Origin of the sequence: Bradyrhizobium commune (genome assembly GCF_015624505.1) — a bacterium.
Taxonomy (GTDB): domain Bacteria; phylum Pseudomonadota; class Alphaproteobacteria; order Rhizobiales; family Xanthobacteraceae; genus Bradyrhizobium; species Bradyrhizobium commune.
This window is the reverse complement of sequence record NZ_CP061379.1, coordinates 3,572,152-3,586,029: the sequence shown is the minus strand read 5'-3', so window position 1 is coordinate 3,586,029 and position 13,878 is coordinate 3,572,152. Positions and strand designations below refer to the sequence as shown.

11 protein-coding genes are annotated in these 13,878 nt (G+C 65.3%); all 11 read right to left on the bottom strand.

Annotated elements, in window-relative coordinates:
• Positions 1-16 precede the first annotated feature (16 nt).
• The 11 genes from bamA to IC761_RS16815 all read right to left on the bottom strand — a co-directional run bounded on the left by bamA (position 17) and on the right by IC761_RS16815 (position 13,824).
• A complete protein-coding gene (gene bamA, locus IC761_RS16865) occupies positions 17-2,545 on the bottom strand; it encodes an outer membrane protein assembly factor BamA (RefSeq protein WP_195804302.1) in 2,529 nt (842 codons plus the stop codon).
• A gap of 176 nt (positions 2,546-2,721) precedes the next feature.
• On the bottom strand, positions 2,722-3,873 hold the full coding sequence (rseP, locus tag IC761_RS16860) for an RIP metalloprotease RseP (RefSeq protein WP_195804301.1): 1,152 nt from the start codon (positions 3,871-3,873) through the stop codon (positions 2,722-2,724).
• Between the two features lie 44 nt (positions 3,874-3,917).
• The gene (gene dxr / locus IC761_RS16855) at positions 3,918-5,141 is read right to left on the bottom strand and encodes a 1-deoxy-D-xylulose-5-phosphate reductoisomerase (protein ID WP_195804300.1); all 1,224 of its coding nucleotides are present in this window, start codon (positions 5,139-5,141) and stop codon (positions 3,918-3,920) included.
• A gap of 4 nt (positions 5,142-5,145) precedes the next feature.
• Positions 5,146-5,988: a phosphatidate cytidylyltransferase gene (locus IC761_RS16850; protein ID WP_195804299.1), complete on the bottom strand. Its 843-nt coding sequence runs from the start codon at positions 5,986-5,988 to the stop codon at positions 5,146-5,148.
• Positions 5,985-6,743, bottom strand: a complete 759-nt coding sequence (locus IC761_RS16845; RefSeq protein WP_195804298.1) for an isoprenyl transferase — start codon at positions 6,741-6,743, stop codon at positions 5,985-5,987. The genes IC761_RS16850 and IC761_RS16845 overlap by 4 nt, the downstream gene beginning before the upstream one ends.
• Before the next feature lie 101 nt (positions 6,744-6,844).
• A complete protein-coding gene (frr, locus tag IC761_RS16840; RefSeq protein WP_195804297.1) occupies positions 6,845-7,408 on the bottom strand; it encodes a ribosome recycling factor in 564 nt (187 codons plus the stop codon).
• Between the two features lie 78 nt (positions 7,409-7,486).
• Complete coding sequence (gene pyrH, locus IC761_RS16835; protein WP_195804296.1) at positions 7,487-8,203, bottom strand: UMP kinase; 717 nt, start codon at positions 8,201-8,203, stop codon at positions 7,487-7,489.
• A gap of 60 nt (positions 8,204-8,263) precedes the next feature.
• Complete coding sequence (gene tsf, locus IC761_RS16830; RefSeq protein ID WP_195804295.1) at positions 8,264-9,187, bottom strand: translation elongation factor Ts; 924 nt, start codon at positions 9,185-9,187, stop codon at positions 8,264-8,266.
• 135 nt (positions 9,188-9,322) lie between these two features.
• Positions 9,323-10,312, bottom strand: coding sequence for a 30S ribosomal protein S2 (locus IC761_RS16825; protein ID WP_195804294.1), 990 nt, complete (start codon positions 10,310-10,312; stop codon positions 9,323-9,325).
• Positions 10,313-10,542: 230 nt separating this feature from the next.
• A complete protein-coding gene (locus IC761_RS16820) occupies positions 10,543-12,909 on the bottom strand; it encodes a caspase family protein (RefSeq protein WP_195804293.1) in 2,367 nt (788 codons plus the stop codon).
• Positions 12,910-13,083: 174 nt separating this feature from the next.
• Positions 13,084-13,824 carry a carbonic anhydrase gene (locus IC761_RS16815; RefSeq protein WP_195804292.1) on the bottom strand — a complete coding sequence of 247 codons (741 nt, stop codon included), beginning with the start codon at positions 13,822-13,824 and terminating at the stop codon, positions 13,084-13,086.
• Positions 13,825-13,878 lie beyond the last annotated feature (54 nt).

The following is a 13,878-nucleotide window of genomic DNA, read 5'->3' as shown; positions in this document are numbered from 1 at the left end:
TGCCGTGTTGATCGAATTAGAAGGTCGTGCCGCCGCCGAACCGGAACTCCTGCGTGCGGTCATACTTGCCCTTCGTGAGCGGCACCGCGTAGTCGAAGCGCAGCGGACCGAACGGCGAGGCCCAGATCAGGCCGACACCCACCGACGACCGGATCACGCGGCTGTCGTCGTAGACGAGGCCGGTACAGGTGCCGGGCGTGGCCGGATTGATCGTCGATGGCGTACAGCTCGAGTTCTTCGTCGTGGTCACTTCGTTGGTCAGCGCCCACGTTGTCGGACCCTGGTAGTCGTAGAGACCACCGGCATCGGCATAGACCGCGCCCTTCAGACCCACTTCCTTGGGCAGGAACCAGAACGGCATCTGCAATTCGAGCGAAGCGCCCCAGTATTTGGTGCCGCCAAGCGCGTCCTGCGTGCCATAGGGGTTCAAGTCACGCGGACCGATACCGTTCGGGGCAAAGCCGCGAACCAGATTCGGACCCATCTGGAAGTGATCGAGCATGCGCAGGTCGTTGCCCACCTTGGTCAGGATGCCGCCCTGGAGATGGACGAGGCCGACGAGGTCCGACACCAGCGACTGGTAGTACTTCGCATCCGCGACGGACTTCAGGTAGGAGACGTCGCCGCCGACGCCGGCGAAGTCCTGCTTGAAGTCGATGAGCAGGCCGTCGGTCGGGTTCTTGTTGTTGTCGAGCGTGTTGTAGGTCAGCGAGTAGCCGAGCGCCGAGGTCAGCGTCTTGCCGTTTGCAAGCTCCTTGCGCACCGGCAGCGAGGCTTCACCGTCGCTGTAGCAACCGAGGCCGTTGGTCGAGCTCAGGTCGATGCCGTTGAGGTTGGCAAAGGCCGGGCTCGGATTGAAGGCCGACGATCCGACGACGTTGTTACAGTTCGCCAGGTAGTACGGCAGCGTGATTTCCTGCTGGTAGACCGAGTAGCGCAGCTGGAGCGCCAGATCTTCGCGCAGCTGGAAGCCGAGGCGCGGTGAGAAGCCCAGCGTCTTGGTGCCGTAGGAGATGTAGCTGTTGGACAGCTGGGTGCGCTGATAGAAGTCGAGACCGAGCGCGACGCGGTAGTCGAGCAGATAGGGCTCGACGAACGACAGCGAATAGCCGCGCGCATACTGGCCGTAGGTCACCGCCGCCTTGGCGAACAGGCCTCGGCCGAGCAGGTTGCGCTCGGACACCGAGACTTCGGCCAGCGCACCGTCGGTCGTGGAGTAACCGCCCGAGATCGAGAAGTCGCCAGTCGACTTCTCCTCGAGATCGACGACCAGAATCACGCGGTCGCTGGAGGAGCCCGGCTCCGTCGTGATCTTCACGCTCTTGAAGTAGTCGAGATTCTTCAGACGGCGCTCGGCACGATCGACCAGCGCGCGGTTATAGGCGTCGCCCTCGGAGATATCGAACTCGCGGCGGATCACGTAGTCGCGCGTGCGGGTGTTGCCGCGGACGTTGATGCGCTCGATATAGGTGCGCGGGCCCTCGTCGATGTTGAACACCACCGACACGGTGTGCGCATCGAAATTGCGGTCGCCGCCCGGACGCACCACGGCGAAGGCATAGCCGCGCCGCGACGCCTCGATCTGCATTTCCTCGACCGATTTCTCGACCGATTCGACGTTGTAGAGCGAGCCGACATTGACGCGCGAGAAGGAGCGCATCGAGCTTGCGTCGAAATTGGGAATGCTGGTGCGGAAATCGACGGTACCGACGCGGTACTGCTGGCCCTCCTCGATCTTGAAGGTGACGAGGAAGCCCTTCTTCTCCGGGTCGTATTCGGTGAGCGCGGCCACGACCTGGACGTCGGCAAAGCCGTTCTTCAGGTAGAAGCGGCGGATCAGGTCGCGGTCGGCCTCGACGCGGTCCGGATCATAGATGTCGTTGCTGGCGAGGAAGCTCAGCAGATTCGATTCGTGCGTCTTGATGACGTCGCGCAGGCGATAGGACGAGAACGCGTTGTTGCCGACGAATTCGATCGACTTGACGCCGGTCTTGGCGCCCTCCTCGACCGTGAAGATCAGGTCGACGCGGTTGTTCGGCTGCTCGATGATCTCGGGCGTGACGCGGACGTCGTAGCGGCCGGAGCGGCGGTAGATCTCGGCGATTCGCAACGTGTCCGACTGCACCATGGCGCGGGAGAACGTGCCGCGCGCCTTGGACTGGACCTCGGCGGTGAGCTGCTCGTCCTTGATCTTCTTGTTGCCCTCGAAGGCGACGCGGCCGATGACCGGGTTTTCCACCACGGAAACGATGACCTGGCCACCGGGGCCACGGTTGATCCTGACGTCCTGGAACAGGCCGGTCTCGATCAACGCCTTGAGGCCGTCATCGATGGCACCCTGATCGAGGCGACCACCGGGACCGGGCTTGAAATAGGAGCGGATCGTCTCCACCTCGACACGGCGATTCCCTTCGACGGAAATCGACTGCACGGTCTGAGCAAGCGCAGAAGACACAAAAACAGCCCCGACCGGGGCAACCACCGGCGCGCCGAACATGATCAGGGTGGCAAGCAAGCCGCCCCGGAGTCGCAGTCCAAACTTCATGCGCAACGCGCCCTTATCATTCCGTACCAGACCCAACCCCAACGCCAGTCTGGAAGATTCCCCAAGTTCAAGCCGCTTGTAGCCAATTTCACCGACGCCGCAAACGGCCGAGCGCGCCGCAATTCCAATTTCAATCCAAGACGTTGCCCAAGAGCAACGCCATAAAAAAGCCCCTATCAGGAAGCGGCCATCCGCAGGATGTCGTTGTAGGTCGCAAACACCATCAGCATCAGCACCAGACCGAGCCCGATTCGGAATCCCATTTCCTGGGTCCGCTCGGACAAGGGCCGGCCACGGACCACTTCCGCAGCATAGAACATAAGGTGACCGCCATCGAGCAGCGGGATCGGGAACAGATTCAGCAGGCCGATCGAGACCGACAGCACGGCGCAGAGGTTGATCACGAACTGGAACCCGGCGCTGGCCGCCTGCCCTGACATCTTGGCGATGCCGAGAACGCCGCTGACCTCGTTCGGATTGCCGTTTCCGATGAACAGCGAGCCCAGGAACTTGAAGGTGCTGGTGATGATGAACCAGACCTGCTCCACTCCGATTTTGAGGGCCTCGCCGACACCGACCGGCGTGGTTGAAGCTTCACCAGCCTGAGACTTGTGCTCGACGCCGAGCACGCCGACGCGATGGCTGTTGCCGAACGGATCCTTGCGTTCCAGCAGCGCTGGCGTGGCAGTCAGCGACACGACCGCGCCGTCTCGCTTCACCTGGAAGACAAGCGCCGAACCCGCGTTCGTCGCAACGATTCGCTGCATGTCGGCAAAGCTCTCGATCGGCTTGCCGTCGATCTGCACGACCACGTCACCGATCTTGAAGCCGGCCGCAGCCGCCGCACCGTCGGCCACGACGCCGTCCACGCGCGCGATCGTGCTCGGCTTGCCGTAGTACAACGCCATGCCGGCGAAGATCAGCGCGCCGAGGATGAAATTGGCGATCGGGCCGGCCGCGACGATCGCGGCGCGCGGGCCGACCTTCTTGTGGTGGAAGCTGCCGGCGCGCTCCTCTTCCGTCATCGCCGCCAGCGTCTCGGCGGATGGGGTCGAAGCCTCGCTCTCGTCGCCGAAGAACTTGACGTAGCCGCCGAGCGGGATGGCCGAGATCTTCCAGCGCGTGCCGTGACGGTCGTTGAAGCCGACCAGCTCAGGTCCGAAGCCAAGCGAAAAGGTTAACACCCGAACGCCGGCCCAGCGCGCGACCAGGAAATGGCCGAGCTCATGGAAGAAAACCACGATGGTCAGGACGAACAGGAAGGGCACCGCGTAGCCGAGCAGCCCATGGCTCAACGCATTGAAACTATGGACGAAAAAGTCAGACATCAATTCCCCTTACCCAGCGCCGCAAGGCTCTGGCCCCGAATTATCTAGGATGCCTTTAAGGCAATTTGAGGCAATAGGGCGGCAGCTCTATTTCGAGAAACATGGTCAACGTTTATTGCATCATCCGCTGACGTCATGGGGGCCTGGTTCCCGCCCCGGATCCAGTCTTCGAGCGTTGCCTCGACCAGCCGGGCGATGGCGCCGAACCGGATCTTGCCGGCGATGAAGGCGGCGACCGCGACCTCGTTGGCGGCGTTGTAGACGGTGGTCGCTCCCTTCCCGGTCCGGAGCGAATCGTAGGCCAGGCGAAGCCCGGGGAACCGCTCGAAATCCGGCGCCTCGAAGGTCAGCTGGCCGATCTTGGCCAGATCGAGCTTGGCCGCCGGTCCCTTGATCCGGTCAGGCCAGCCGAGGCAGTGGGCGATCGGCGTGCGCATGTCGGGCGCGCCGAGCTGGGCGACGACCGAGCGGTCGGAGAACTCGACCATGCCGTGGATGATCGACTGCGGATGCACCAGCACGTCGATCTCGTCCGGCGACAGTGCGAACAGATAGGACGCCTCGATCACCTCCAGCCCCTTGTTCATCATCGAGGCGGAATCGATCGTGATCTTCTGGCCCATGCTCCAGTTCGGATGCTTCAGCGCCTGGGCGAGCGTCGCCTGCTCGATATCGGCACTCTTCCAGGTCCGGAACGGGCCGCCCGAAGCGGTGATGATGACACGGACGAGCTCGTCGCGGTTGCCCGAGCTCAGCGCCTGGAACAGTGCGTTGTGCTCGGAATCGGCCGGCAGGATGCAGGCCCCGGCTTTCGCGGCGCGTTGCATGAAGAAGTCGCCGGCACAGACGAGGCATTCCTTGTTGGCGAGCGCGACATGGGCACCGCGATCGACCGCAGCCAAGGCTGGCTTCAGTCCGGCCGCGCCACTCACGGCAGCCATGACCCAATCGGCTGGGCGCGCGCCGGCTTCGATCACCGCGCTTTCGCCGGCGCCGCATTCGGTGCTCGTGCCGGCAAGCGCTGCCTTGAGCGCGCCAAGCTTGGTGCTGTCTGCAATCGCGACGAAGCGCGCGGAAAATTCCTTTGCGAGCTTGGCCAGCGCTTCGACATTGCTGTTCGCGGTCAGCGCCTCGACACGATATCGCTCGGGCGCTGCGCGGATCAGGTCCATCGTGCTGTCGCCGATCGAGCCGGTCGCACCGAGGACGGTGACGCTGCGGATGTCGGCCGCCGCGAGCTTGTTGTTACGCAAAGGGACTGCGCTCATACCTTCACCAAACCATAAGACCGCTTCCGGCGCTATGCACACCATGGCGGAGAAAGCCGATAATCCATGCCATCAGGATGGCCGCAACAAAGCCGTCCAGACGGTCCAGTAGTCCGCCGTGGCCGGGAATTAAGTGACTGGAATCCTTGACCCCGAAGCGCCGCTTCACCGCGGATTCGAAGAGATCGCCGAGCTGCGAGACCACCGACAGGATAGCGCTGATGATGAGCAGCGGCGCCGCTTTTCCGATCCCGCAGGCGGCAAAGCCGGCAGCGACCGCGAGGCTCGCCGTGAAACCGCCGAGGGCTCCGGACCAGGTCTTCTTCGGGCTCACGCGCGGCCATAGTTTCGGTCCGCCAATGCTGCGGCCGGCGAAATAGCCGCCGATATCGGTCGCCCATACCACCAGCAAAACGAACATCAGCGCGGCAAAACCGTTCGCGAGATCCTGCCGAACCAGGATCGACGCCAGCAGCGCTGCGGACGCGTAGGCGAATCCGGTGGCCGCCCAGACGAACTTGCCTCGCGCGATCAGCGTCACGATCGCGCCACCGACGAAGCCGGCGATCACGGCAGTCTTGAGCGCGCCGAAGGCGACGCAGAAGCCCATGATGGCGATGACGACCGTCCCGGACGCGGTCAGCGCAGCAGATCCCGCGCCCACCACCATCAGCCATTCCGCGAACAGTCCGATCGACACCAGGGTGACGAGGAGTGCCCAGAGCCAACCGCCGGCATAAGCCAGCGCAATGGCGAGCGGCGCCAGCACCAGCGCTGCGAGGATCCGCATCACGAGATTGCTCGGGGCAGGCGCAGAGCCCACCGGTGCGGCGTCGGGTTCGCTCACGAGGCGGTTTTCGCAACCAGGCCGCCGAAACGGCGCTCGCGCCTGGCAAATTCGGCGATCGCGCTCTCGAGCGCCGGCTTGTCGAAATCGGGCCAGTGGATCGGCACGAACACGAGCTCGCTATAGGCGGCCTGCCACATCAGGAAATTCGACAGGCGCTGCTCGCCCGAAGTGCGGATGATGAGATCGGGATCGGGAATGTCGGGCGCGTCGAGATGAGCCCCGAGCGTCTCGGCGTCAATTGAAGCTGGATCGCGTTTGCCCTCGGCAACCTCGCGCGCGAGCGCCTGCGCCGCTTTCGCGATCTCCTGCCGCGAGCCGTAATTGAAGGCGACGACGAGCGTCAGGCGGCTGTTGTCGCGCGTCAGTTCCTCGGCCTCGTTGAGCAGCGCGCAGATGTCGCTCTCCAGTCCATCCCGTTCGCCGATGATGCGAACCTTGACGCCGTCGCGATGCAGGCTCGCGAGATCGTTGCGGATAAAACGGCGCAAGAGGCCGAACAGATCGCCGATCTCGCTTGCCGGGCGCGACCAGTTTTCTGAGCTGAACGAGAAGATGGTGAGATAACGGATGCCGAGCTCGTGCGAGGCACGCACCACGCGGCGCAACGCCTCCACGCCGCGGCGATGACCTTCGGCGCGCGGCAGGCCGCGCGCAGCAGCCCAGCGCCCGTTGCCATCCATGATGATGGCGACATGCGCAGGCGCCTCGGACCTGTCGGGTCCTTCCGTGGCGGGCGCGGCGACGTTGGACATGAAGGCTTGCCTCAAAGCATGATCCGGAAAAGTACGAACCGGTTTTCCGAGAAGATCATGCGCGAACAATAACCTAAAGCGCGATGACGGTTCATCGCGCTTTAGACGGTGAGGATTTCTTTTTCCTTGGCGGCCAGCAACTGGTCAATCTCGGCGATGGTGCCGTCGGTCGCCTTCTGTACCTCGTCGGCGTGACGCTTCTGATCGTCCTCCGACATCTCGTGGTTCTTCTCGAGCTTCTTCAGAACATCGAGGCCGTCGCGGCGGACATGGCGTGCCGCGACCTTGGCGGCTTCCGCGTATTTATGGGCGACCTTGACCAGTTCCTTGCGCCGCTCCTCGTTGAGCTCGGGAATGCGCAGGCGCAGCACCTGGCCTTCGGTTGCGGGCGACAGGCCGAGATTGGAATCCACGATCGCCTTCTCGACCGGCTTGACCATCGACTTGTCCCAGACCTGCACAGAGATCAGCCGCGGTTCCGGCACGCTCACGGTGGCGAGCTGGTTGAGCGGCATGTGGCTGCCATAGGCTTCGACCTGGACCGGATCGAGCATCGACGCGGAAGCGCGGCCAGTGCGCAAACCGCCAAGCTCGTGCTTGAGGGATGCGACGGCGCCCTGCATGCGGCGCTTCACTTCGTTGAGGTCGAAATTACCCGTGGCCATCTCGTTTCTCCTTCAAATCCCGGCCAAAACCCCTGCTCCGCCTCGGCGCCCTGCCCCTTGGGCGCGGCCGGTGAGACGTCAGCCGGCGACGATCGTCCCGTGGCCGACGCCGCGCAGAATCGCGCCGATCGAACCGGGCTCGGCGATCGAAAACACGATGATAGGCAGCGACGTCTCGCGGGCAAGTGCGAAGGCGGTCGCATCCATCACCTTGTAGTCGCCCTCGATGGCCTGCGAATGCGTCAGCCGGTCGAACCGCGTCGCGGCCGGATCCTTCTTCGGATCGGCCGAGTAGACGCCGTCGACATTGGTCGCCTTCAGCACCGCCTCGGCACCGATCTCGGCGGCCCGCAGCACCGCCGTCGTGTCCGTGGTGAAGTACGGATTGCCGGTTCCACCGCCGAGCACGATGATTCGGCCCTCGGCAAGGTATTTGTGCGCCGCGGCGCGGGTGAACAGCTCCGAAATCTCCGGCATGACGAACGCCGACAGGGTGCGCGCCGGCGTTCCCTTGCGCTCGATCGTGGCTTCGAGCGCGAGGCAGTTCATCATGGTGGCAAGCATGCCCATGGTGTCGCCGGTCGTGCGAGAAACGCCCCGGGACGACACTTCGACGCCGCGAAAGATATTTCCGCCCCCGATCACCACGGCGACCTCGGTGCCAAGATGCCGGGCGGCGATCAGATCGTCCGCAACGCGGTCGATGGTCGCCTGATCGATGCCAAAGCCCTGCTGTCCCGCGAGATACTCGCCGGACAGCTTGATCACGACGCGACGATAGACCGGATCAGTCATGAGCACTTTCCTTGTCCGGGCGCCGCTTCCGGCGGCACGCCGGAAGGAACGTTCCGGCGCTTACTTCTTGCCGCTGGCCGCCGCGACCTCGGCCGCGAAGTCCGATTCCTGCTTCTCGATGCCCTCGCCGAGAGCATAGTTCACAAAGCCCGCGATTTTGATCGGACCGCCGACCTTACCCTCAGCTTCCTTCACCGCTTGGGCAACGGACTTGCCGCTGTCGTGGATGAAGGCCTGATCAAGCAGGCAGACTTCCTTGTAGTAGGTCTTCAGGCCGGACTCGACGATCTTCTCGATGACGTTCTCGGGCTTGCCCTGCTGGCGATATTTGTCGGCCAGCACATCCTTCTCGCGCTTCACGACCGCCGGATCGAGGCCGGTCGGATCCAGCGCCAACGGCTTGGCGGCCGCGACATGCATCGCGAGCTGGCGGCCGAGCACGGCTAGTTCGTCGGCCTTGCCGGGCGATTCCAGCGCCAATATCACGCCGATCTTGCCGGCGCCTTCGACGACTGCGTTGTGGATGTAATGCGACACCACGCCCTGGCTCACTTCGAGCGAAGCAGCACGGCGCAACGTCATGTTCTCGCCGATGGTGGCGATCGCGTCATTGATCGCGGCTTCCACCGTGACGTCGCCGACCTTGGCGGCCTTGATCTTCTCGGCATCGGCGCCGACGTCGAAGGCGACCTGGGCGATCATCTTGACGAGGCCCTGGAACTGGCCGTTGCGCGCGACGAAGTCGGTCTCGGAATTGACCTCGACCACGACACCCTTGGTGCCCTTGGTGAGCGCGCCGATCAGGCCCTCGGCTGCGACGCGGCCCGACTTTTTGGCAGCCTTGGACAGGCCCTTCTTGCGCAGCCAGTCCTGCGCCGCTTCCATGTCGCCGCTGGTCTCGGTGAGCGCGGCCTTGCAGTCCATCATGCCTGCGCCGGTCGATTCGCGCAGATCCTTGACCATCGCAGCTGTGATCGTTGCCATCGTTGAAAATCCTTTTTGCCTGCCGGTTTGCCGCGGCGTGGCACTCTGAATTGCCCCGCCGCGGTCCATCTCAGGAATTCGCGTCAACTGAAATGGTGGCCGGAGTCTATCCGGCCAACCCATCGCTCTTTTTGACTATTCCGCTTCCGCGGTCAGCGCCTTGGCCTTGGCCACCCAGGCATCCGCACGGCTTGGCAGACCGACTTCTTCGCCGATCGTGTGCGCGGTGTCGTGGTCGAGCTCGGCGAGCTGCCAAAAGTGGAAGATGCCGAGGTCGTTGAACTTCTTCTCGATCGCGCCCGACACGCCCGGGAGCTTCTTGAGGTCGTCGGCGGCGCCGCGCGGGCCGGCAAGGCCCTGGAAGCCGGCGGTGGTGGGCAGCTCTTCGGCGACCGGACGGGCCGACGCCCCGATGTCGATGCCGGAATCGCCCTGGGCGCGCGAGATGCCGTCGATCGCCGCACGGGCGACGAGGTCGCAATAGAGCGAGATCGCACGACCGGCGTCGTCATTGCCCGGCACCACGTAGGTGATGCCCTTCGGGTCGGAATTGGTGTCGACGATCGCAGCCACCGGGATGTTGAGGCGCTGGGCCTCCTGGATCGCGATGTCTTCCTTGTTGGTGTCGATCACGAAGATCATGTCGGGCAGGCCGCCCATGTCCTTGATGCCGCCGAGCGAACGGTCGAGCTTGTCGCGCTCGCGCTGGAGCGTCAGGCGCTCCTTCTTGGTGTAGGAGCTGGCTTCGCCGCCGGCCAGCACCTCGTCGAGGTGACGCAGACGCTTGATCGAGGCGGAGATCGTCTTCCAGTTGGTCAGCGTGCCGCCGAGCCAGCGCGAATTGACGAAATACTGCGCGCAGCGCTTGGCCGCGTCGGCGACGCCGTCCTGCGCCTGGCGCTTGGTGCCGACGAACAGGATGCGGCCGCCCTTGGCAACCGTGTCGCTGACGGCCTGCAAGGCGCCGTGCAGCATCGGCACGGTCTGGGCAAGGTCGACGATGTGGATGTTGTTGCGGGTGCCGAAAATGAACGGAGCCATTTTCGGATTCCAGCGGTGAGACTGGTGACCAAAGTGCACGCCAGCTTCGAGCAGCTGACGCATAGTGAAATCGGGTAGCGCCATAGATCTAATTCTCCGGTTGGTTCCTCCGGAAGCGTGTGAGCAAGACGGAGCGTTGACGCCCCGGCTGCCACCGGACGGCCTTGTGAGCCATGCTTCCGTGTGAGATGGCCGGCTATATAGCGCCATTTCGGCCAGAAGCAAGGAAATAAGGGCCTCCAGAGGGTGTTTTGGCACCCTCCTCCGCAAGTCCTGCTTTTAGGTCCGGCTTCCTACGGGTTCCGATGCGCCGTTCAGCATTTGGGCTGGTTCGGCGGGCATTTCTTCGGGGCCGCAGGGCGGGGCGGCGGAGCGGCCGGACGCGGCGGCGCCGCGGCCACCCGGGGCGGCGGTGGCGGAGCCGGTCGGGCTGCCGGCGGCGGGGACGGCCGGGCGGCGGCAACCGGCGCCGGCCGCGGCGGCGGGGCAGCCGCGCGTGCGGGTGGCGGTGACGGCGGTCTCGCAACCGCCTGAGGCCGCGCCGACGGAGCAGGCTTTGCCGCCTGCGCCGGCGTAACTCGCTGATTCTGCGGCTTGAGCTGCTCCCGCGCAGCCGACGGTGGCGGCGAAACCGGAACAGTCGGCCTGGTCGAGGCTACCGCCGGCTTGCCGGCCGGGGTCACCGACGGCACGGTGGTCGCCGGCTCATGCGCCGTCGATTTTTTCGCGCGCTCCAAGGGCCCGCTCGTGGGCGCCGTCGCCGCCACGGGCGGCTTGGAGGTCGGCGCAGCCGTTGGGCTGCCGCCAGCCGGGGCGGTCGCGGTGGCGGGCGCCATCGCCGCATTGGGATGGGCCTGCGGCAGGGTATTGGCGGGCGCGGTTGCCGTCGGCGCGAGCTTGTTTGGCTGCGGCCCCGCCGCACCGGCCGGCGCGGGCGGCGTGTTCTGGGTGCCCGGGACCGGAAGCGCGTGGCCGGCCGGTGGTGCCGGCGGCGGCGCGACCGCGGTCGATGTGGCATTGACCGGCTTCACCTGCATCGCTGCCGGCTTGGCGGTCGGGTTGCTGACGAACGCGGCCTGGCTCGGCTTGAGCTGCTGACCAGGATTGGTTTGGATCGCCATTGCCTGTTGCCTGACGGCACCGGGCACCGGCGTCAGCGCACCGGCTCGGCCTGCCCCGTTCGCCGCAACGATCGCGGCAGCCGCGGCATTGCCGGCCGGCGGCGGGGCCGGCGCCTGGTTGATCACGGTGTTGATGACCGTGGTGTTGTGGATGTTCTGATAAATGATGTTGTTGGGCGGCGGCGCCACATAGAGCGGCGGCCGGACGAACAGCGGGATCGGCACGAACACCGGCTGCGGCAGCACGAACAGGCCGACCACCGGCAGCGGCGGCGGCAGCACAATGAAGTCGGGCGGCGGCGGCGGCAGATAATAGACCGGCGGCGGCGGTGGCGGCGCGAAGCCGAACACGGGATCGCCGAACAGCAGCACGGGACGGTCGACATAGACCACCTCCTCCGGCGGCGGCGGCGGCACGTCATAGTCGATCATCGCAAAGGCCGGCGGCGGCTCGACCGGAGCAGTGAGGATCGCGAGGCGCCGGCGCGCATCGCCCGCATGCGGGCCACGCGGATAGCGGTGCAGATACGACCAATAGGCTTCCGGCGTATCGGTCCGATAGGTCCGCCGCCACGTGATCGCCTCGCGGCGCGCAGCCACGATCGCCACCACGCGTTTTGCCAGCGGATCGCCGGGATAGGCTGCGAGAAACTCCTCATAGGCCGGCAGCGTGTCGCGCTCGAGCGCAGCTGCATAGGCATCCTGCGCGCCGAGATCGCGGATCGGCTTGTTGCGGATCGCGGCGACCTGGTCGGGTGCGGCCTGCGGCGGCGGCGCGTCGGGCCCGCGCTCAAAGAAGGCGAACTGCGAGCTGACCTTCTGCTCGTCCCACGGCACCTGCGCGCCCTTGGAGGCCTCGTTGACCCGCAGGCGAACGCGGTCGAACACCTCCGGCAGCGACAGGCCGCCGGTGCGGATCATTTCGGCGAGCGACTGCGCGTAGATGCCGTAGGGCCCGGGCTCTTCGGGCGCCACCGTGCCGGGCGCCGCGTTGAAGGCGATCAGCATGTTCGGATCAGGCTCGACCAGCGCAAGCCCGCTCGCGATCGCCTGGCCGCCCTCGATGAAGGGCTGCGCGCGCGCCGCATCGAGCACGACGATATTGGCCTTGAGCGGGATCGACGCGAGCTGGCGGAGATAGTCGCTGAGGCGCAAGCCTTCAGTCGGAACATCGGTGTCGCGGGTGATGTTGGAATCGACCGGGATGAAATAATTCTCGCCGGCGAGCTGCACGCCGTAGCCGGCGAGATAGATCATCGCGACGGTGCCGGGGCCCGAGGCCTGCGCCTTCTGGATGAAGTCGCGAAGGCTCTTGCGCAGCGTATCGCCGTCGAGATCGCGCGCGCCGACCACGTCGAAGCCGGCCGCTTGCAGCGTTTGCGCAATCAGGCCGGCGTCGTTCGCAGTGGTCGCCAGCGGCGACTTGGCGTAGGCGCCGTTGCCGACCACGAGCGCGATGCGCTTCTCCGGCTGCTGCGCCCGCACTGGGCCGAACGTGCCCATCGCAAGGAGCAGAATCGGCAGAAGGAACGCGATGAAGAGCTTGGGTGTCCCGCGCATGGCTCGCTTGCCCGTTATTGTTGTCGAGTGATCACCTCGCATCAGAGGCGCGGCCGGCTGAACGGCACTTGAACGAAAGGCCCGGATTGAGGCGGCGACGTGGCGTGCCGCCAGCCCCAACGTCTTGCGTCAGGCCCAGATAAGCTTCAGCCTTGAGGCCTCGGCCTTCAAACTTCAGGCTTGCGCGACCAGGTCGACCGCGCCTGTGGTGAGCCGGTAGATGCCGCCGACGACCTTCAGCTTGCCCTGCTCGACGCCGGCATTGAGGATCGGCGCGGCCGATTTCAGCTTCGCGACATTGTCGAGCACGTTCTGCCGGATCGCCTTGTCCAAGACGTCGCCACCCTGCTGCATCGCAGCCTTGGCTGAAGGCGCAATCGCGTCGACCAGCGAAGGAATGTGTCCCGGCGGCGGGCTGTTGTCCTTGATCGCCTTTATCGTCGCATCGACGGCCCCGCAGGCATCATGGCCGAGCACCAGGATCAGCGGCGCGTTGAGAACCGCGACCGCGTATTCGAGGCTGGCGATGGTCTCGGTGCCGGCAAAATTGCCGGCGACGCGGCAGACGAAGAGATCGCCGCGGCCGGTGTCGAAGGCATATTCCGGCGCGATGCGCGAGTCGGCGCAGCTCAGCACCGCCGCGAACGGATTTTGTCCGCCCGCGAGCGCTTCGCGCTCGTGCTTGAAATCGTGGCGCCGCGTCACGCCGTCGACATAGCGCGCATTGCCCTCCATCAGCCGCTTCAGCGACGCCTCGGGCGACAGCACGTTCTGCGGTTTTGGCGGCGCCTTGCTTTCCTTGGCCAAAGCGCTGCCGACGGCGGCCAGGCTGAGCGCGGAGACGGTCAGGTGGATCAGCGATCTCCGCGAAGGCCCGCGTTGGGCAGCGGCATCACGAGCGCATTTTTCGCACATGTTTCCCCTTCCGAGCCGCCGTTCGCATGATGTCTGCAGCGGCCACGCCGCATC

What these genes read in the sequence shown, in the direction of transcription:
- frr (WP_195804297.1), bottom strand. Translation starts at nt 7,408, where the DNA reads ATGGCCACGGGTAATTTCGACCTCAACGAAGTGAAGCGCCGCATGCAG.
- rseP (WP_195804301.1), bottom strand. Translation starts at nt 3,873, where the DNA reads ATGTCTGACTTTTTCGTCCATAGTTTCAATGCGTTGAGCCATGGGCTG.
- IC761_RS16815 (WP_195804292.1), bottom strand. Translation starts at nt 13,824, where the DNA reads ATGTGCGAAAAATGCGCTCGTGATGCCGCTGCCCAACGCGGGCCTTCG.
- tsf (WP_195804295.1), bottom strand. Translation starts at nt 9,187, where the DNA reads ATGGCAACGATCACAGCTGCGATGGTCAAGGATCTGCGCGAATCGACC.
- IC761_RS16825 (WP_195804294.1), bottom strand. Translation starts at nt 10,312, where the DNA reads ATGGCGCTACCCGATTTCACTATGCGTCAGCTGCTCGAAGCTGGCGTG.
- dxr (WP_195804300.1), bottom strand. Translation starts at nt 5,141, where the DNA reads ATGAGCGCAGTCCCTTTGCGTAACAACAAGCTCGCGGCGGCCGACATC.
- IC761_RS16820 (WP_195804293.1), bottom strand. Translation starts at nt 12,909, where the DNA reads ATGCGCGGGACACCCAAGCTCTTCATCGCGTTCCTTCTGCCGATTCTG.
- pyrH (WP_195804296.1), bottom strand. Translation starts at nt 8,203, where the DNA reads ATGACTGATCCGGTCTATCGTCGCGTCGTGATCAAGCTGTCCGGCGAG.
- bamA (WP_195804302.1), bottom strand. Translation starts at nt 2,545, where the DNA reads ATGAAGTTTGGACTGCGACTCCGGGGCGGCTTGCTTGCCACCCTGATC.
- IC761_RS16845 (WP_195804298.1), bottom strand. Translation starts at nt 6,743, where the DNA reads ATGTCCAACGTCGCCGCGCCCGCCACGGAAGGACCCGACAGGTCCGAG.